This window comes from Streptomyces sp. URMC 124 (assembly GCF_051386455.1).
Taxonomy (GTDB): Bacteria; Actinomycetota; Actinomycetes; order Streptomycetales; family Streptomycetaceae; genus Streptomyces.
In genome coordinates this window covers 1-18024 of record NZ_JBPQTS010000021.1, presented here as the reverse complement: position 1 = coordinate 18024, position 18024 = coordinate 1, and the positions used below count along the sequence as shown (strand labels likewise).

The following is an 18024-nucleotide window of genomic DNA, read 5'->3' as shown; positions in this document are numbered from 1 at the left end:
CCTCCGGTTCAGTGGTCGTCGGGCGCGTGGGCGGCCAGCAGGTCGCCCAGCGCCTCCTCGTGGGCCGCGGCGGGGCCGAGGGACAGCTCCAGCTGCTTGGCCCAGGCGTGGTAGCGGTGCAGGGCGTAGTCGGTGTCGGCGCCGAAACCGCCGTGCAGGTGCTGCGCGGTCTGCACCGCGCGGCGTACCCCTTCCGAGGCCCACACTTTGGCGACGGCGAGGTCGGCGGCGGCCGGGAGCGGCCCGCCCGCCCCGGACTCCAGCCGCCACGCGGCCTGCCAGAGCGTCGCCTCCATCGCCCGCAGGTCGATGTAGCGGTCGGCGGCCTGGACGGCCACCGCCTGGAACGTGGCCAGCGGGAAGCCGAACTGCTCCCGCTTCGCCGTGTACGCACTGGTCATGCGGCACACCGCCGTGCCCACTCCGAGGGCGAGCGCGCACGTGCCGGCCGTGAGCAGGGCGCGCAGCCGCTCCCAGGCCCCCTCGGCGGTGACGACCTGCGCGGCGTCGAGCCGTACGGAGTCGAGCCGCACCTCGGCGTACCGCTCGCCGTTGGTGGACACCTGCCCGGCCAGGCTCACCCCCGGGTGATCACGGGGGACGAGCCCGAGCACGGAGCGCCCGCCCACCCGTCCGTCGCCCGCCTGCCCGTCCGCGAGGTGTGCCGGAATCACCAGCACATCGGCGCAGGGCGCCCACGGCACGGCCGTCTGCACGCCGTCGAGCACCCAGCCCTCCCCGGCCACCGGCCGCGCGGCCACCGCGAGTTCGGCCGCGTCGTGGCCCGTGCGCCCGCTGGAGGCCACCGTGGTGACCAGCTCGCCCCGCCCGATCGCGGGCAGGACCGCCGCTCCGGCCGGCCCGCCGTGCGTGCTGAGCGCGAGCGCCGTCGCACCGGACTCCAGCAGCGGCACCCGGGCGAGCACCTGCCCCGCCTCGCGCAGCACCAGGCACAGGGCGATCGGCCCGAGCCCCGCCCCGCCGTGCTCGCCGGCGACGGTCAGGCTCAGCAGGTCGGCCGCGGCCAGCTTGCGCCACAGCGCGCGGTCGAAGTCCTCCGCGACCGGGCCCCGGGAGAGGACCGGGCTGGGCACGCCGTCGGGGGAGACCCCGGAAAGGACGGCCTGCGCCGCTTCCCGGGCCGCCTGCTGTTCCTCGCTGAAGGTGAAGTCCACTGCCGCCGTCCTCCCGCGCCCGTGATCCGGCCCATCAAATCTGACGGTCCGTCAATCTAAGGCGGCGGGCGGCAAATGGGAACGCTCAGCGGTCACGGGAACGCTCAGCGGTCGAAGTCGAGCTCCACCTCCTCCGTCAGCGGATGCGACTGGCACGCCAGCACATGGCCGCCCTCGATCTCTTCCGGCTCCAGCGCGAAGTTGCGGTCCATCCGCACCTCGCCTCGGACCAGGAACGCCCGGCACGTCCCGCACACCCCGCCCTTGCAGGCGTAGGGCGCGTCCGAGCGATTGCGCAGCACCGCCTCCAGCAGCGTCTCGCCCTCCTGTACCGGCCAGCTGCCGCTGCGCCCGTCGAGCATCGCCGTCACCGTGCTGTGCGCGGGCGAGCCGGCGGGAGCCGCCCGGCCGGAGTCCACCGAGGCCCCGGGCTCCACGGCGGCCCCAGCCTCCACCGCCGCCCCGGACTCGACGTGGAAGATCTCCTGGTGGATGCGGTCCCGCCCCACCCCGAGGCCGCGCAGCGCCCGCTCGGCGCCCCGCACCAGGCCGAAGGGCCCGCACAGGAACCAGCCGCTGATCTCCTCCACCGGCACCAGCGCGGGCAGCAGCCGGGCCAGCCGCTCCTCGTCCAGCCGCCCGGACGGCAGCCCGGCCTGCTGCTCCTCGCGGGAGAGGGCGTGCACCAGCTGGAAGCGGTCGGGGAAGCGGTCCTTGAGGTCGGCGACCTCCTCCAGGAACATCGTGGAGGCGGTGGTCCGGTCGCTGCGTATGAGGCAGAACCGGGCCTCGGGGACCCTCGCCAGCAGCGTCGAGGCGATGGACAGCACGGGCGTGATCCCGCTGCCGCCGACGATCGCGGCGAAGTGACCGGCGCGCGGCTCCAGGACGAACCGCCCGGTCGGCGCCATCACCTCCACGGTGTCCCCGGCGGCCAGCTCCTTGAAGGCGTAGGTCGAGAACTCGCCGCCGTCGACCAGCCGCACCCCCACCCTCAGCTCCGCGGGGCCCGGCGCCCCGGGGGCGGGAGCGGGGGCGCACAGCGAATACGTGCGGCGGATCTCGCCGCCGTCGCGGGTGGTGCGGCGGAGGGCGATGTGCTGGCCGGGGGCGTAGCGATAGGTCTCGCGCAGCTCGGGGGGCACGGCGAAGGCGACGGCCACCGCATCGTCGGTGAGGGGCTCGACGGAGGCCACTCGCAGGGGGTGGAAGGCGCCGTGGCGGGCCGCTGCCATCTACAGCTCCTTGAAGTGGTCGAACGGCTCCCGGCACGCCTCGCAGCGGCGCAGGGCCTTGCAGGCGGTGGACGAGAAGCGGCTGAGCAGCGTGGTCTCGGTGGAGCCGCAGTGGGGGCACCGGATGCCCAGGCCGACCATGACGGGCTCGCCGGGGCCCGTGGGCCTCGGGGGCGCTATGCCGAACTCGGCGAGCTTGCGCCGCCCTTCGGCCGTGATGTCGTCCGTGGACCAGGCGGGGGAGAGCACGGTGCGGACGGACACCTCGGCCTGGCCGTCCTCGTGCAGCACGCGCTCGATGTCCGCGGACATGGCCTCGATCGCGGGGCAGCCGGTGTAGGTGGGGGTGAGCTCGACCTCGACCCGGCCCGGGCCGGTGACGTGCAGGCCGCGCAGCACGCCCAGCTCGGCGAGGGTGAGCACGGGCAGCTCCGGGTCGGGGACGGCTCCGGCCAGGGCGCGCAGCCGCTCCTCCAGGGCGGTGGGTGCGGTCACCATGACGCCCCCGGGTGGCTGCGGTGCAGGTGCTGCATCTCCGCGAGCATCCGCCCGAACGGCTCGGTGTGGATGCCCTGCCGGCCCGCACCGGCCGTCCACGCACCGCTCTGCGGGCCGGCCGGCAGGGTGAGCGTGGCGCGCTCGACGGTGGCGGTCACCGCGGACAGCCAGGCCTCGCGCAGGGCGCCGTGGTCGACCGGCAGGCCCTCGACGGGGTCGAAGAGCTCGCCCGTGTACCTCCAGAGGGCGTCCAGGCCCTGCTGCATGCGGGCGTGGCTCTCCTCCGTGCCGTCACCGAGCCGCAGCGTCCAGTGCTCGGCGTGGTCGCGGTGGTAGGCGACTTCCTTGACGGCCTTGCCGGCCAGGGGCGCGAACGGCCCGCCGGCCGCGGCCAGCTGCTGGTAGAGCAGGTGCTGGTAGGTGGAGAAGTACAGCTGGCGGGCGATGGTGCGGGCGAAGTCGCCGTTGGGCTGCTCGACGAGCTGGGTGTTGCGGAACGCGCGCTCTTCCCGCAGATAGGCCAGCTCATCCTCGTCGCCGACGAGGGAGAGCAGGGTGCGGGCCTGGCCGAGCAGGTCGAGGGCGATGTTGGCCAGGGCGACCTCCTCTTCGAGTACCGGGGCGTGCCCGGCCCACTCCCCCAGCCGGTGGGAGAGCACCAGGGCGTCGTCCCCGAGGGCCAGCGCGGCCGCGGCCGGGGGCGCATCCACAGCGGTCACAGGCGCGTCCTTCACAGGTGCCGCACCCCTTCCGGGATCTCGTAGAAGGTCGGGTGGCGGTAGGGCTTGTCGGCCGCGGGCTCGAAGAAGGGGTCCTTCTCGTCCGGGGAGGAGGCGGTGACCGCGGCGGAGGGCACCACCCAGATCGAGACGCCCTCGGAGCGGCGGGTGTAGAGGTCGCGGGCGTTGCGCAGGGCCATTTCCGCGTCCGGGGCGTGGAGGCTGCCCGCGTGGGTGTGGGCGAGGCCGCGCCTGCTGCGGACGAAGACCTCCCACAGCGGCCAGTCAGCGTTCGTCATGCCGTCGCCTTTCCGTGCTTGGCCGCGTACGCGGCGGCTGCCTCGCGCACCCATGCGCCTTCTTCATGGGCCCGCCGGCGCTGATGGATCCGCTGGTCGTTGCAGGGGCCGTTGCCGCGGAGCACCTCGTGGAACTCGGTCCAGTCGATGGCGCCGAAGTCGTGCTGCCCGCGCTCCTCGTTCCACCGGAGGTCGGGGTCGGGGAGGGTCAGGCCGAGGGAGGCGGCCTGGGGGACGCAGATGTCCACGAACCGCTGGCGCAGCTCGTCGTTGGAGTGCCGCTTGATCTTCCAGGCCATGGACTGGGCCGAATGGGAGGACTCGGCATCGGGCGGGCCGAACATCATCAGCGAGGGCCACCACCAGCGGTCCACGGCGTCCTGGGCCATGGCGTGCTGGGCCTCGGTGCCCCGGCTGAGGGCGAGCAGCAGCTCATAGCCCTGGCGCTGGTGGAAGGACTCCTCCTTGCAGATGCGGACCATGGCGCGGGCGTAGGGCCCGTAGGAACAGCGGCACAGCGGGACCTGGTTGGTGATCGCGGCGCCGTCGACGAGCCAGCCGATGGCGCCCACGTCCGCCCAGGTCAGGGTGGGGTAGTTGAAGATCGAGGAGTATTTCTGGCGGCCCGAGTGGAGCTTGTCGAGCAGCTCGTCGCGCCCGGTGCCCAGGGTTTCGGCGGCGCTGTAGAGATAGAGGCCGTGGCCGGCTTCGTCCTGCACCTTGGCCATGAGGATCGCCTTGCGGCGCAGCGAGGGCGCGCGGGTGATCCAGTTGGCCTCGGGCTGCATGCCGATGATCTCGGAGTGCGCGTGCTGCGCTATCTGGCGGACGAGGGTGGCGCGGTAGGCATCGGGCATCCAGTCCCGCGGCTCGATGCGCTCGTCGGCGGCCACGGCGGCGTCGAAGACCGCCTCGTAGCCCGCGGTGTCCTGGGCTCCTGTGTCCGGCGCCATCGTCGTCATGGCATGCCCCCTGCCTCTCCGCCCGCCTGAGACCGGCCCGACCGACCGATCGTTCGGTTCAATGGTGAGGCGGCCGCCATGGGGTGTCAAGCCTGTGGATAACCCCCGGGCGCTGTGCCCCGCCGGACGACCTGGGTACCGTTCGGGTGCACAGCACAGGCAGGACGCGGGAACGGGGCGGGCATGGAGTCGGATGACGGGCACGAGCGGGCCGGCGCCCTCGAGGGGCTGTCCCTGCCCGCGCGCCTCGTCGTCGCGGCGGGCGCGGCGGTGATCGCGGTGACGACGGGAGTGCACCTGGCGATGGTGTTCCTGCACGTGGCGCCGTCGAACACGGTCACGAAGCAGAACGCGGCGGCGATAGACGACTACATCTATCCGGAGTACGAGCAGAACTGGAAGTTCTTCGCTCCCAACCCGCTGCAGCAGAACGTCGCCGTGCAGGCCCGCGCCGAGCTCGCCGGCCCCGACGGGCGGACCACGACGACCGGCTGGACCGATCTGACCGCGAAGGACGGCGCCGAGATCCGCCACAACCTCCTGCCCAGCCACACGCAGCAGAACGAGCTGCGCCGCGCCTGGGACTTCTACACCAACTCCCACGACGTCAAGGAAGCGCCCAACGGGCTGCGCGGCGAGCTCTCCGAGCAGTACATACGGCGCATCGTCGTCGACCGCCTCGGCCCCGGGCAGGACGGACACAGCCTCCGCCGCGTCCAGGTGCGCGCCGTGACCACCCTGGTCGAGCCGCCCGCCTGGAGCGACGAGAAGGGCGGGGCCAAGCCCGCCTACCGCGTGCTGGGCTGGTGGCCGGTCACCGCCGCCGACCGTACGGAGGCGAAGAACCGATGAGCACGACCACCCTGCCGCTCGGCGCCCGCCTCTCGCGCGGAATCGACCGCGTCACGAGCAGCGCCCTCGGCGCCCACCAGACGGCCGTGATCCGCATCGGCCTCTCCTTCACGTGGCTGGTCTTCCTGCTGCGCGAGTGGCCCAACCGGCACGAGATGTACGGCCCCGACGGGCCGTGGAGCTGGGAGATGGCCCGTCGGCTGACCGCCGACAACCACGCCTTCACCGCCCTGCTGTGGTCCGACGGCGGCCTGTGGTTCGAGGCCGTCTACGCCTTCGCCGTCGTGACCGCCGCCCTGCTGACCCTGGGCTGGCGCACCCGCACCATGACCGTGCTCTCCATGGTCGGCGTGCTGTCCCTGCAGAACCGCAGCGTCTTCCTCGGCGACGGCGGCGACAACGTCATCCACTTGATGGCCCTCTACCTGATCCTCACGCGCTGCGGGCGGGTCTGGTCGCTGGACGCCCGCCGCGCCGCCAAGCAGGCCGGCGGGCCCGCCCGCCGGGACGTGACGGGGATCGTGCTGTGGGCCGCCTGCGGGCTCGCCCTGGCCGCCGCGCAGCTCCTCGGCGACACGCGGATGTCCTGGACCGACCACGGTCCGCTCCCCGGCGTCGGCTGGGCCACCGCGCTGTGGGGCCTGTGGCTCGTTCAGGCGCTGTGGTGGCTCGCGGGGCGCTACGCACCCGAACCCCGCGCCGTCCTGGACATCCTGGCCAACCTGCTGCACAACGCGGGCCTGCTGGTGATCATGGCCGAGGTCTGCCTGATCTACGCCACGGCCGGCTGGTACAAGATCCAGGGCTCGCGCTGGCAGGACGGCACCGCGCTCTACTACCCGCTGCACCTCGACTACTTCTCGCCCTGGCCCGAGCTGTCCCACGCCCTCGCGAGCAGCGGGCTGCTCGTGCTGCTGCTCAGCTACGGCACCGTGGCCGTGCAGGTCGCCTTCCCCTTCACCCTGCTCAACCGGCGCGTGAAGAACGTCCTGCTGGCCGTGATGATGATGGAGCACCTGGGCATCGCCCTGCTGCTCGGGCTGCCGTTCTTCTCCCTCGCGATGATCGTGGCCGACGCGGTCTTCCTCCCCACCTCCTTCCTGCGCCGCCTGGGACCGCTCGCGGCCCGCGCCCGTGACCGGCTGCTGCCGGCCCGGACGCAGGCCGTTCCCGCGCAGCGCGAGGGGGACGAAGCGGCCGACCGGACTCTCGTAGGCTGAGGGGCATGACCGAGGACGAAGCCGCTGCTGCCGTGCGGCAGTGGGGCGAGCACGCCCCCGACGCCGTACTGCTCGACGGCTTCCACGCCCTGAAGCACGCCCTGCGCTTCGGCGCGGACGTGAGCATCGCGCTCACCAGCGACAAGGCGGCGGCGCTGCAGCTGGCCGCCGCGCTGGCCGAGGACCTCACGGCGATCCTCGACGAGCGCCTGGTGGAGATCCCGGCGCGGGACCTGCGCGAGCTGGTGCCCAGGATCCACCCCACCGGCGTGGCCGCGCTCGCCGTGCGGCCGGCCCGCCGGGCGAACCTCGACGCCCTCTCACGGGCGCCCCGCCGGGCCCCCGTCGTCGTCCTGGACAACCCCCGCAACCTCGGCAACGTGGGCGCCGTGATCCGGCTGGCGGCCGGCTTCGGCGCCACGGGCGTCGTCACCACCGGGGACATGGACCCCTGGCACCCCAATGCCGTACGGGCCGGGGCGGGGCTGCACTACGCCACGGCCGTCGAGCGGCTGCCCCTGCCCGAGCTGCCGCCCGGGCCGCTGTACGCCCTGGACCCGGAGGGCGACGACATCCGCTCCCTCACGCTGCCCGACGACGCGCTGATCGCCTTCGGCTCGGAGCGCCACGGCATCTCGCCCGGGTTGCGCGAGAGGGCGACCCGGCTGGTCGCCCTCCCCATGCGGCCGCAGGTCTCCAGCTACAACCTCGCCACCAGCGTCGCCATGGCGCTGTTCCACTGGGGAGGCCCGGGCCCGGACCGGGCCTAGGCCGGGCGGCGCACCTCGACCGTGCGGAAGCGGTTGGCGACGAACGCGCCGTCGCACAGGGCCGCATTGGCGGCGGGGTTGCCGCCGGAGCCGTGGAAGTCGGAGAAGGCCGCCGTCTGGTTCACGAACACCCCGCCCGTCAGGTTGAGCGAGAGCTGGGCGCACTCCTCCAGGCAGGCCTGCTCCACCAGCCGCTCGACCTCCGCCGACGTCGTGTACGCACCGACGGTCATCGCGCCCTTCTCCCGCACCGTGCGGCGCAGCAGCTCCACGGCGTCCGCCGCGGAGTCGACGGCCACGGCGAAGGAGACCGGGCCGAAGCACTCCGAGAAGTAGGCCGCTTCGGCGTCGGGCTTGGCGCCGTCCAGCTTCACGATCACCGGGGTGCGGACGGTGGCACCGGGGAATTCGGGGTTGTCCACCGTGCGGGAGGCCAGGGCCACTTCGCCGAGCTGCGCGGCGGCGTCGATCCGCTCCTTGACCTGGTCGTTGACGATGGCGCCCAGCAGGGCGTTCGCCCGGGCGTCGTCGCCCAGCAGGCCCTCGACCGCGGCGGCCAGGTCCGTGACCACCTCGTCGTAGGACTTGTGCCCGGCGTCGGTGGCGATGCCCTCGCGGGGGATCAGGAAGTTCTGCGGGGTGGTGCACATCTGGCCGCTGTAGAGGGACAGCGAGAAGGCCAGGTTGCCCAGGAGGCCCTTGTAGTCGTCGGTGGAGTCGAGCACGACGGTGTTCACGCCGGCCTTTTCCGTGTAGACCTGCGCCTGGCGGGCGTTGGCCTCCAGCCAGTCGCCGAAGGCGGTGGAGCCGGTGTAGTCGATGATGCGGATCTCCGGGCGCACGGCCAGGGTCTTGGCGATGCCCTCGCCGTCCCGCTCGGCGGCCAAGGCCACCAGGTCGGGCGAGAAGCCGGCCTCGCTCAGCACCTCGCGCGCGATGCGCACGGTCAGGGCCAGGGGCAGCACCGCGCGCGGGTGCGGCTTGACCAGGACGGCGTTGCCCGTGGCGAGGGAGGCGAAGAAGCCGGGGAAGCCGTTCCACGTGGGGAAGGTGTTGCAGCCGATGAGCAAGGAGACGCCGCGCGGGACGGCCGTGAACTCCTTGCGCAGCTCCAGCGGATCGCGCTTGCCCTGCGGCTTGGACCACGGCGCCGAGCCCGGGGTGCGGACCTGCTCCGCATAGGCGTAGGCCACGGCCTCCAGGCCCCGGTCCTGGGCGTGCGGGCCGCCGGCCTGGAAGGCCATCATGAACGCCTGGCCGCTGGTGTGCATCACGGCGTGGGCGAACTCGTGCGAGCGGGCGTTGATCCGCGCGAGGATCTCCAGGCAGACCGCGGCCCGCACCTCCGGCCCCGCCTCGCGCCACTGCGGCATCGCCGCGCGCAGCGCCGGCAGCAGGTCATCGACGGCCGGGTGGGGATATTCGATGCCGAGCTCGATCCCGAACGGCGACACCTCGGCGCCCGCCCAGCCGTCCGTGCCCGGCTGGTCCAGCTCGAAGCGCGCGCCGCGCAGCGCCTCGAAGGCGGCCTGGCCCTCGGCGGCGCTCAGGCTGCCCGGCACGGCGCCCTCCGCGCCGTACGCCTTCGGGTGCTCGGGGAAGGGGGACCAGTAGGCCCGCGTGCGGATGGCCTCCAGCGCCTGATCCAGGATGGGGCGGTGCTTCTCGGTCAACTGAGCGGTGGTGAGTCCGGCGGTCACGGCTGACCAACTCCTTGTCGAGCGGGGCTCCGATACGGGGGACCAGACGCACCCCCGGTGGATACAGTAACCGAACGATCGGTCGGGACAAGGGGGCCCGGCAATCCTGTGGACAACACTTCGGGGAGGATCACTGCCATGACCGCTATCGACCCGGCCGGCACCGTCGCCGTCGTCGGCGCCGGCACCATGGGCCAGGGCATCGCCCAGGTCGCCCTGACCGCGGGCCACCCCGTGCGGCTGTACGACGCCGCGCCCGGCCGTGCGGAGGAGGCGGCGCGGGCGATCGCCGCCCGGCTCGGCCGCCTGGTGGACAAGGGAAGGCTCGACGCGGCCGGCCGGGACGCTGCTCTCGCCCGCCTGCGGCCCGCCGCCCGGCTCGCCGAACTCGTCGACTCCGCGCTCGTCATCGAGGCGATTGTCGAGCAACTGCAGGCCAAACAGAAGCTGTTCACCGAGCTGGAATCGGTCGTTCCCGACAGCTGCCTGCTGGCCACCAACACCTCGTCCCTGTCGGTGACCGCCGTCGCGGGCGCCCTGAAGCTCCCCGGCCGCTTCGTCGGCCTGCACTTCTTCAACCCCGCCCCGCTGCTGCCGCTGGTGGAGGTCGTCCGCGGGTTCGCCACGGACCAGGAGGCGGCCGATCGCGCCCGTGCCACGGTGGCCGCGTGGGGCAAGACCCCGGTGGCCTGCGCCGACGCCCCCGGCTTCATCGTCAACCGCATCGCCCGGCCCTTCTACGCGGAGGCCTTCCGGCTGTACGAGGAGCGTGCCGCCGACCCCGCCACCCTCGACGCCGTGCTGCGCGAGTGCGGCGGCTTCGCGATGGGGCCCTTCGAGCTCACCGACCTCATCGGCCAGGACGTGAACGAAGCCGTCACCCGTTCGGTCTACGAGTCGTTCTTCCACGACCCGAAGTTCCGGCCGTCCCTGGCGCAGCGCAGGCTGGTGGAGGCGGGGCTGCTGGGGCGCAAGAGCGGCCGCGGCTGGTTCGACCACTCGGCGGACGCGCAGCGGCCCCGGCCGCACACCGCGGAGCCGCAGGACGCCCCCGCCGCGATCCGCGTCACGGGCGGCCTGGGGCCCGCCGCCGCCCTGGTGGAGATGGCCCGGGAGGCGGGCATCGAGGTCGCCGTGGAAGGGGACGGGTCCGCCTCCGGCGGCCACATCAGGCTGCCCGGTGGTGCGTGCCTGGCGCTGACCGACGGCTCGGCCGCCGTGGAGGGCCCTCCGGGAGAGCGCGGCATCTTCTTCGACCTGTCGCTCGACTACCGCGCCGCTACCCGCATCGCCCTGGCCCCGTCCGCGGACGCCGCGCCCGAGGACGTCCGTGAGGCCACCGGCCTGATGCAGGCGCTTGGCAAGCAGGTCAGCGTCATCGACGACGTCCCCGGCATGATCGTCGGCAGGACCGTCGCGATGATCGTGGACTTCGCCGTCGACGCCGCCGCCCGCGGGGTCGCCACCCCCGAGGACATCGACGCGGCCATGCGGCTGGGAGTGAACTATCCGGGCGGCCCGCTTCAGTGGGCCGACCGTCTCGGGGCGCTCTGGCTGTGGAACTTCCTGTACAACCTGCACGACGAGGGGGCGGGCGAGCGCTACGCGCCGTCGCGGGCCCTGAGGCGCCGTGCGGACCGAGAGGCACGGGTGCTGTAATCGTGACCATGGCCAAGCGCGACACCTACACGCCCGAATCGCTGCTCGCGGTCGCCGTCGAGGTGTTCAACGAGCGGGGCTACGACGGCACGTCCATGGAGCACCTCTCCAAGGCGGCCGGGATCTCCAAGTCCTCCATCTACCACCACGTGAAGGGCAAGGAAGAGCTGCTGCGGCTCGCGATAAGCCGCGCCCTGGACGGGCTCTTCGCCGTGCTGGAGGAGCCGGAGGCGACCGGGGGCCGCGCCGTCGACCGCCTGCAGCACGTCACCCGGCGCACCGTCGAGGTGCTCATGGCCGAGCTGCCCTACGTGACGCTGCTGCTGCGCGTGCGCGGCAACACCGACACCGAGCGCTGGGCGATGGAGCGCCGCCGCGAGTTCGACCACCGCGTCGCCGATCTCCTCAAGCAGGCGGCGGCCGACGGCGACCTGCGGGCCGACGTGGACGCACGGCTGGCCACCCGCCTCCTCTTCGGAATGATCAACTCCGTGGTGGAGTGGTACCGCCCCGGCCACGGCGGGGCGGCGACCAGCGAAGAGGTCGCCGACGCGGTGGTGCTGACGGCGTTCGCGGGCCTGCGCACCCCCGGGCGGGACTGACCTTCCCGGACCGGCCGTTCCCGGACTAGCCCTTCTCCTGCAGGTCCGTCTCCTCGAAGATCAGCAGCGTGCGGGTGCTGAGCACCTCGTCCATGGACTGGATGCGGGTCAGCACCAGCTCGCGCAGGGCCCGGTTGTCCTTGGTGTGCACCAGCAACAGCACGTCGAAGTCCCCGCTGACCAGGGCGATGTGCGAGGCCCCCGGCAGCTCCAGGAGCTTGTCGCGGACCGTGCGCCAGGAGTTCTGCACGATCTTCAGCGTGATGTACGCCGACGCGCTCTGCCCAGCCCGCTCCTGGTCGACCCGCGCGCTGAAGCCCCGGATGACCCCGTCGTCGATGAGCCGGTTGATCCGGGCGTAGGCGTTGGCGCGCGAGACGTGCACCTGCTCGGCGACGGAGCGTATCGAAGCGCGCCCGTCGGCCTGGAGCATGCGCAGGATGGCGCGGTCTATCTCGTCCAGCGGCCGCGCCGGAGCCCTGCTCCCGGTGAAGGCCATCTGTTCGTCCGGCATGGCGTCCCGCCTCCCCCTCTTGGACGTCCTGGCCATATCTCAGGCTGTGGAGAACCGTTTGTCCACAGGCTCGGGCCGCCTGTAGCCAAAATGTGCCGACGACCGAACAATCGGTAGGGAGGGCGTCGGCGGGATTCCGCCGCACGTCCGGTCAAGCCCGTCCCCACGAAGGAGGTGCTCGTCATGACGGTTCTGGAGCAGCCCGGCTCGTACCGGCCCACCCCGCCCCCCGCCTGGCGGCCCCGCACCGACCCCGCACCCCTGCTTCCCGACGCGGAGCCGTATCGCGTGCTGGGCACCGAGGCGGCGGACGGGCTCGACGCCGGGCTGCTGCTCCGGCTCTACGGCCACCTCGTCCGCGGCCGGAGGTACAACGCCCAGGCCACCGCGCTCACCCGCCAGGGCCGGCTCGCCGTCTACCCCTCCTCCACCGGGCAGGAGGCGTGCGAGGTCGCCGCCGCGCTCGCCCTGCAGGAGCAGGACTGGCTCTTTCCGAGCTATCGGGACACCCTCGCGGCCGTCGCCCGCGGCCTCGATCCCGTCCAGGCGCTCACCCTGCTGCGCGGCGACTGGCACACCGGATACGACCCCCACGAGCACAGGATCGCACCGCTGTGCACCCCGCTGGCCACCCAGCTGCCGCACGCGGTGGGCCTCGCCCACGCCGCCCGCCTCAAGGGCGATGACGTGGTCGCGCTCGCCATGGTCGGCGACGGCGGCACCAGCGAGGGCGATTTCCACGAGGCGCTGAACTTCGCCGCCGTCTGGCAGGCACCCGTCGTCTTCCTCGTGCAGAACAACGGCTTCGCGATCTCCGTGCCGCTCGCCAAGCAGACCGCGGCCCCCTCGCTCGCCCACAAGGCCGTCGGCTACGGCATGCCCGGCCGGCTCGTCGACGGCAACGACGCCGCCGCCGTCCACGAGGTGCTCACCGACGCCGTGCGGCGCGCCCGCGAAGGCGGCGGCCCCACCCTCGTCGAAGCCCTCACCTACCGCATGGAAGCCCACACCAACGCCGACGACGCCACCCGCTACCGCAGCGACGCCGAAGTCGACACCTGGCGCGGCCACGACCCCATCGCCCTGCTGGAGCAGGAGCTCACCGCACGCAAGCTCCTGGACGAGGACACCGTGGCCGCCGAGCGGGAAGCGGCCGAGCGCATGGCCGCCGACCTGCGCGAGCGCATGAACCAGGACCCCGTGCTCGACCCCATGGACCTCTTCACCCACGTCTACGCCGAGCAGACCGCCCAACTGCGGGAGCAGGCCGAGATGCTGCGCGCCGAGCTCGACGCCGCAGCCGAAGCCGCCCCGGCCTCCCCGGAAGGGATGCAGCGATGACCACCGCGGCCGTCAGGGCCGGAGCCCGGCCCGCCTCCATGGCCCAGGCCCTCAACCGCGCCCTGCGCGACGCCATGGCCGAGGACCCCTCCGTCCACGTCCTCGGAGAGGACGTCGGCGCGCTCGGCGGCGTCTTCCGCGTCACCGACGGCCTGGTGAAGGAGTTCGGCGAGGACCGCTGCACCGACACCCCGCTCGCCGAGGCCGGCATCCTCGGCACCGCCGTCGGCATGGCCATGTACGGGCTGCGGCCCGTCGTGGAGATGCAGTTCGACGCCTTCGCCTACCCCTCGTTCGAGCAGCTCATCAGCCACGTCGCCCGCATGCGCAACCGCACGCGCGGCGCGATGCCCATGCCCCTCACCATCCGCGTGCCCTACGGCGGCGGCATCGGCGGCGTCGAGCACCACAGCGACTCCTCCGAGGCGTACTACATGGCCACCCCCGGCCTCCACGTCGTCACCCCCGCCACCGTCTCCGACGCCTACGGGCTGCTGCGCGCGGCGATCGCCTCCGACGACCCCGTCGTCTTCCTGGAGCCCAAGCGGCTCTACTGGTCCAAGGCCGAGTGGGACCCCGAGACGCCCGAGGCGGTGCCCGCCATAGGGCGGGCCGCCGTCCGCCGGCGCGGCACGTCCGCCACGCTCATCACGTACGGGCCGTCCCTGCCCGTCTGCATGGAGGCGGCCGAGGCCGCCGTCGCCGAGGGCTGGGACCTCGAAGTCGTCGACCTGCGCTCGCTCGTGCCCTTCGACGAGGAGACGGTCTGCGCCTCCGTCCGGCGCACCGGGCGCGCGGTGATCGTCCACGAGTCGACCGGATTCGGCGGCCCCGGCGGGGAGATCGCGGCCCGGATCACCGAGCGCTGCTTCCACCACCTGGAGGCGCCGGTGCTGCGCGTCGCCGGCTTCGACATCCCGTACCCGCCGCCGATGCTGGAGCGGCACCACCTGCCCGGGGTCGACCGGGTCCTGGACGCGGTCGCACGGCTGCAGTGGGAGGCGGAGAGCTGATGCCCGAGGTCAAGGAATTCCGGCTGCCCGACCTGGGCGAAGGGCTCACCGAGGCGGAGATCGTGCGCTGGCTGGTCGAGGTCGGCGAGGTCGTGGCCGTCGACCAGCCGGTCGTGGAGGTCGAGACCGCCAAGGCGATGGTGGAAGTGCCCTGCCCCTACGGGGGTGTGGTGACGGCCCGCTTCGGCGAGGAGGGCACGGAGTTGCCCGTGGGGGCGCCGCTCCTGACGGTGGCCGTCGGGGCGCCCGTTGAGGCCGGCGCCGCGCCCGCGCCCCCCGCGTCGGGGGCCGCCCCCGAGGCGGAGTCCTCCGGCAACGTCCTCGTGGGCTACGGCACGGGGGCGCCTGCGGCGCGGCGGCGCCGGGTGCGGCGCCCCGGGATCGGGGCGCCGCACCTGCCGGACGGCACCTCCGGTCCTGCGGGTCGCTCTGCAGCCGGGGATCCGGCGGCGCCGGACGGCCTGCAGGCGGGCGGGCACCGCCGGTCTTCTTCGCGCGGGCCGGGCGCCGCTGCGACGGGAGGGGCGGCCTGGGCTGCCGGCGGTTCTGCGGGGCAGGAGGCTTCCCGGGGCGTGCCTGTGGACGGGCGTGCGGCTGGGCCGGGCGGCCCGGAGGCGGGCCGGGACCGCCGGTCACGTGCGTACGGGCTCAGCGGTGCTGCGGCGGACGGAACGGACGGGACTGCCATCGGACTTGCGGGCAGCGGTGCGTCCCCTGCCGTGACCGAGGAGCGGCGCGGCGCTGCCGCCGGGCCCGTCGCCGTCGTCTCTCCGCTCGTTCGGAAGCTGGCCCGGGAACACGGGGTCGATCTGCGGGCGGTGAGCGGTTCCGGGCGGGACGGGCTGATTCTGCGCGTCGATGTGGAGCGTGCCGTGCGCGCCGCCGCGGTCGCGCCCGAAGCCGCACCGGAGGCCGCACGGGAGACCACCGCGGCGGTCGCCCCCGGCGTCCCGGGCGCGGAGCGCATCCCCCTGCGGGGGCTGCGCGGTGCCGTTGCCGAGAAGCTCAGCCGGAGCCGGCGGGAGGTTCCCGACGCCACCTGCTGGGTGGACGCCGATGCCACCGAGCTGCTCGCCGCCCGCCGGGCCATGAACGCCGCGGGCGGGCCGAAGGTCTCCCTCCTGGCCCTGCTGGCCCGCATCTGTACGGCCGCCCTGGCCCGCTATCCCGACCTCAACGCCACCGTCGACACCGAAGCCCGGGAGATCGTCCGCCTGCCCGGCGTCCACCTCGGCTTCGCGGCGCAGACCGAGCGCGGCCTGGTCGTCCCCGTCGTCCGCGACGCCCACCTGCGCACCGCCGACGGCCTCTCCGCGGAGATCGCCCGCCTCACCGAGGCCGCGCGGTCCGGCACGCTGACCCCGGCCGAGCTCACCGGCGGCACGTTCACGCTGAACAACTACGGCGTGTTCGGCGTCGACGGCTCCACGCCGATCATCAACCACCCCGAGGCCGCCATGCTCGGCGTCGGCCGGATAGTCCCCAAGCCCTGGGTTCACCAGGGGGAGTTGGCCGTACGGCACGTGGTGCAGCTGTCGTTCACCTTCGACCACCGGGTCTGCGACGGCGGCACGGCGGGCGGCTTCCTGAGGTACGTGGCCGACTGCGTCGAGCAGCCCGCCGTGTTGTTGCGCTCCCTCTGAGCCTTCGGCCCGCCCCGAGCGGCCATACTCGTCGGGTGACTGGTTACGACGCCGTAGTGCTCGCCGGTGGCGCGGCCCGCAGACTGGGCGGCGCCGACAAGCCCACCCTGCGCGTGGGCGGGCGGACACTGCTGGACCGCGTGCTGGAGGCGTGCGCGGACGCCGAGGAGACCGTCGTCGTGGGGCCCCGGCGCCCCACCGCGCGGCCCGTGCGGTGGGCCCGCGAGGAGCCGCCCGGTGGCGGCCCGCTCGCCGGGCTCGCCGCCGGCCTGCGCCAGACGGCCTCCGCCACCACGCTCGTGCTCTCCGCCGACCTGCCCTTCCTGCGGGCCGAGACCGTACGGGCCCTGCTCGCCGCGGCGGCCACCGGCGGTCCGTACGTGGAGGGCGTCCTGCTCACCGACTTCGACGGGCGCGACCAGCCGCTGGTCGCCGCCTACCGCACCGAGCCGCTGCGCCGGGAGCTGGCGCTGCTCGCCACCGAGCACGGCAGCCTCGCCGGGCTGCCCCTGCGCCTGCTCACCGACGAGCTGACCCTCGGGCGCTTCGCGCACCCGACGGCCTCCTTCGACTGTGACACCTGGGAAGACGTCGCCACCGCCCGCGCGCGCATCAGGGACGATGGGAGCGTGTTGGATGAATGGATCTCCGCGGCCAAGGCCGAACTCGGCATCGACCTCGACGTCGACACCACCGCCCTGCTGGACCTCGCGCGCGACGCCGCGCACGGCGTGGCCCGCCCCGCCGCGCCCCTGACGACGTTCCTCGTCGGCTATGCGGCCGGGCGCGCGGGGGGCAGCCCCGAAGCGGTGGCCGAGGCGACCCGCAAGGCCGTGGCGCTGGCCCAGCGCTGGGCGGCGGAGGCGGCTGCCGCGGGGGCGGCTGCCGCCGAGGGAGGCACGGCGGCGGCTGCCGCCGAGGAGGGCGTACCCGGGAAGCGCGCCGCGGGCGGCCCGGCCGCAACGCCGGCGCAGGACAGCGCGGCCGGGCAGCCCTCCCGGGCCGGAGAGGCCGCGGAGCCCGCCGTTGACGGCGCCCCCAAGACGCCCGCCGACAGCGGCCCGGCAGCCGGCGAGTCCGGCGACGGCCCCGCAGCCCGTGGGTCCCTCGCCGATGGCGACGGCCCGGCAGCCGGTGTGTCCTTCACCGACGGCCCCGCTGCCCGTGGGCACCTCACCCATGGCGACGATGACGGCCCCGCTGCCCGTGGGTCCCTCGCCGATGGCCACGGCCCCGCAGCCGGTCGGTCCCTTGCCGATGGCGACGGCCCTGCAGCCGGTGTGTCCTTCACCGACGGCTCCGCTGCCCGTGGGCCCCTCGCCGATGGCGACGGCCCCGCAGTCGGTCGGTCCCTCGTCGATGGCGACGATGACGGCCCCGCTGTCCGTCGGTCCCTCACCGACGGCGTCGGCCCCGCAGCCGGTCGGCCCCTCGCCGATGGCGACGGCCCCGCAGCCGGTGTGTCCTTCACCGACGGCCCCGCAGCCGGTCGGTCCCTCGTCGATGGCCACGGCCCCGCAGTCGGTGCGTCCTTCACCGACGGCCCCGCTGCCCGTGGGCCCCTCGCCGACGGCGTCGGCCCCGCAGCCGGTGCGTCCCCCGTCGGCGACGACCGCAAGGCCGACGGGGCGCGATGAGCGGCGGCGACGCGGATTCCTCGCTCGAGCGGGCGACGGACGAGGCCCTGGCCCTCTTCGCCGACGACCGGCTGCGGGGCCGTCGGTGAAGGACACACCGGCTGCGGGGCCGTCGCCATAGGCGAGGGGCCGACCGGCTGCGGGGCCGACGCCGTCGGTGAGGGACCGACGGACAGCGGGGCCGT

16 protein-coding genes and 1 pseudogene are annotated in these 18024 nt (G+C 74.0%); 9 read left to right on the top strand and 8 right to left on the bottom strand.

The annotated features are described in order from the left end of the window. Positions 1-8: 8 nt before the first annotated feature. From ACSNOG_RS06695 to paaA, 6 genes are all read right to left on the bottom strand, one after another. Positions 9-1175: an acyl-CoA dehydrogenase family protein gene (locus tag ACSNOG_RS06695; RefSeq protein WP_436751608.1), complete on the bottom strand. Its 1167-nt coding sequence runs from the start codon at positions 1173-1175 to the stop codon at positions 9-11. Between the two features lie 104 nt (positions 1176-1279). Then, on the bottom strand, positions 1280-2410 hold the full coding sequence (locus ACSNOG_RS06690) for a 2Fe-2S iron-sulfur cluster-binding protein (RefSeq protein ID WP_436751607.1): 1131 nt from the start codon (positions 2408-2410) through the stop codon (positions 1280-1282). Continuing rightward, a complete protein-coding gene (gene paaD / locus ACSNOG_RS06685; protein WP_436751606.1) occupies positions 2411-2908 on the bottom strand; it encodes a 1,2-phenylacetyl-CoA epoxidase subunit PaaD in 498 nt (165 codons plus the stop codon). Continuing rightward, positions 2902-3627: a 1,2-phenylacetyl-CoA epoxidase subunit PaaC gene (paaC, locus tag ACSNOG_RS06680; protein WP_436751605.1), complete on the bottom strand. Its 726-nt coding sequence runs from the start codon at positions 3625-3627 to the stop codon at positions 2902-2904. The genes paaD and paaC overlap by 7 nt, the downstream gene beginning before the upstream one ends. Before the next feature lie 11 nt (positions 3628-3638). After that, on the bottom strand, positions 3639-3926 hold the full coding sequence (paaB, locus tag ACSNOG_RS06675) for a 1,2-phenylacetyl-CoA epoxidase subunit PaaB (RefSeq protein ID WP_391828341.1): 288 nt from the start codon (positions 3924-3926) through the stop codon (positions 3639-3641). Then, positions 3923-4888, bottom strand: a complete 966-nt coding sequence (gene paaA, locus ACSNOG_RS06670) for a 1,2-phenylacetyl-CoA epoxidase subunit PaaA (protein WP_436751604.1) — start codon at positions 4886-4888, stop codon at positions 3923-3925. The genes paaB and paaA overlap by 4 nt, the downstream gene beginning before the upstream one ends. Before the next feature lie 183 nt (positions 4889-5071). Between paaA and ACSNOG_RS06665 the strand changes: the two genes are divergently transcribed. The 3 genes from ACSNOG_RS06665 to ACSNOG_RS06655 are packed head-to-tail and all read left to right on the top strand — an operon-like array spanning position 5072 to position 7730. Continuing rightward, on the top strand, positions 5072-5740 hold the full coding sequence (locus tag ACSNOG_RS06665) for a DUF5819 family protein (RefSeq protein ID WP_436751603.1): 669 nt from the start codon (positions 5072-5074) through the stop codon (positions 5738-5740). Continuing rightward, positions 5737-6960 carry an HTTM domain-containing protein gene (locus ACSNOG_RS06660; RefSeq protein ID WP_436751602.1) on the top strand — a complete coding sequence of 408 codons (1224 nt, stop codon included), beginning with the start codon at positions 5737-5739 and terminating at the stop codon, positions 6958-6960. Before ACSNOG_RS06665 ends, ACSNOG_RS06660 begins: the two co-directional genes overlap by 4 nt. Before the next feature lie 5 nt (positions 6961-6965). Next, the gene (locus ACSNOG_RS06655) at positions 6966-7730 is read left to right on the top strand and encodes a TrmH family RNA methyltransferase (protein WP_436751601.1); all 765 of its coding nucleotides are present in this window, start codon (positions 6966-6968) and stop codon (positions 7728-7730) included. Here ACSNOG_RS06655 and paaN read toward each other — a convergent pair. Then, positions 7727-9430, bottom strand: coding sequence for a phenylacetic acid degradation protein PaaN (paaN, locus tag ACSNOG_RS06650; protein WP_436751600.1), 1704 nt, complete (start codon positions 9428-9430; stop codon positions 7727-7729). The two genes, ACSNOG_RS06655 and paaN, sit on opposite strands and share 4 nt — an antisense overlap. A gap of 138 nt (positions 9431-9568) precedes the next feature. Here paaN and ACSNOG_RS06645 point away from each other — a divergent pair, with 138 nt between their 5' ends. Together ACSNOG_RS06645 and ACSNOG_RS06640 are read left to right on the top strand one after the other, a co-directional pair. Continuing rightward, entirely contained in the window at positions 9569-11089 is a 1521-nt protein-coding gene (locus ACSNOG_RS06645; protein WP_436751599.1) for a 3-hydroxyacyl-CoA dehydrogenase, read from the top strand. Between the two features lie 2 nt (positions 11090-11091). Beyond that, complete coding sequence (locus tag ACSNOG_RS06640; RefSeq protein ID WP_436751598.1) at positions 11092-11691, top strand: TetR/AcrR family transcriptional regulator; 600 nt, start codon at positions 11092-11094, stop codon at positions 11689-11691. A 25-nt stretch (positions 11692-11716) separates the two neighbouring features. Here the strand turns inward: ACSNOG_RS06640 and ACSNOG_RS06635 are convergent, their stop codons facing one another. Beyond that, on the bottom strand, positions 11717-12205 hold the full coding sequence (locus ACSNOG_RS06635; RefSeq protein ID WP_436751597.1) for an Lrp/AsnC family transcriptional regulator: 489 nt from the start codon (positions 12203-12205) through the stop codon (positions 11717-11719). A gap of 183 nt (positions 12206-12388) precedes the next feature. Between ACSNOG_RS06635 and pdhA the strand changes: the two genes are divergently transcribed. The 4 genes and pseudogenes from pdhA to ACSNOG_RS06615 all read left to right on the top strand — a co-directional run. Continuing rightward, positions 12389-13546: a pyruvate dehydrogenase (acetyl-transferring) E1 component subunit alpha gene (gene pdhA / locus ACSNOG_RS06630; protein ID WP_436751596.1), complete on the top strand. Its 1158-nt coding sequence runs from the start codon at positions 12389-12391 to the stop codon at positions 13544-13546. After that, positions 13543-14559 carry an alpha-ketoacid dehydrogenase subunit beta gene (locus tag ACSNOG_RS06625; protein ID WP_436751595.1) on the top strand — a complete coding sequence of 339 codons (1017 nt, stop codon included), beginning with the start codon at positions 13543-13545 and terminating at the stop codon, positions 14557-14559. The genes pdhA and ACSNOG_RS06625 overlap by 4 nt, the downstream gene beginning before the upstream one ends. Beyond that, a complete protein-coding gene (locus ACSNOG_RS06620) occupies positions 14559-16202 on the top strand; it encodes a dihydrolipoamide acetyltransferase family protein (protein WP_436751594.1) in 1644 nt (547 codons plus the stop codon). Before ACSNOG_RS06625 ends, ACSNOG_RS06620 begins: the two co-directional genes overlap by 1 nt. A 35-nt stretch (positions 16203-16237) precedes the next feature. Then, a pseudogene (locus ACSNOG_RS06615) lies at positions 16238-17074 on the top strand (NTP transferase domain-containing protein); the annotation flags it as partial. Positions 17075-18024 lie beyond the last annotated feature (950 nt).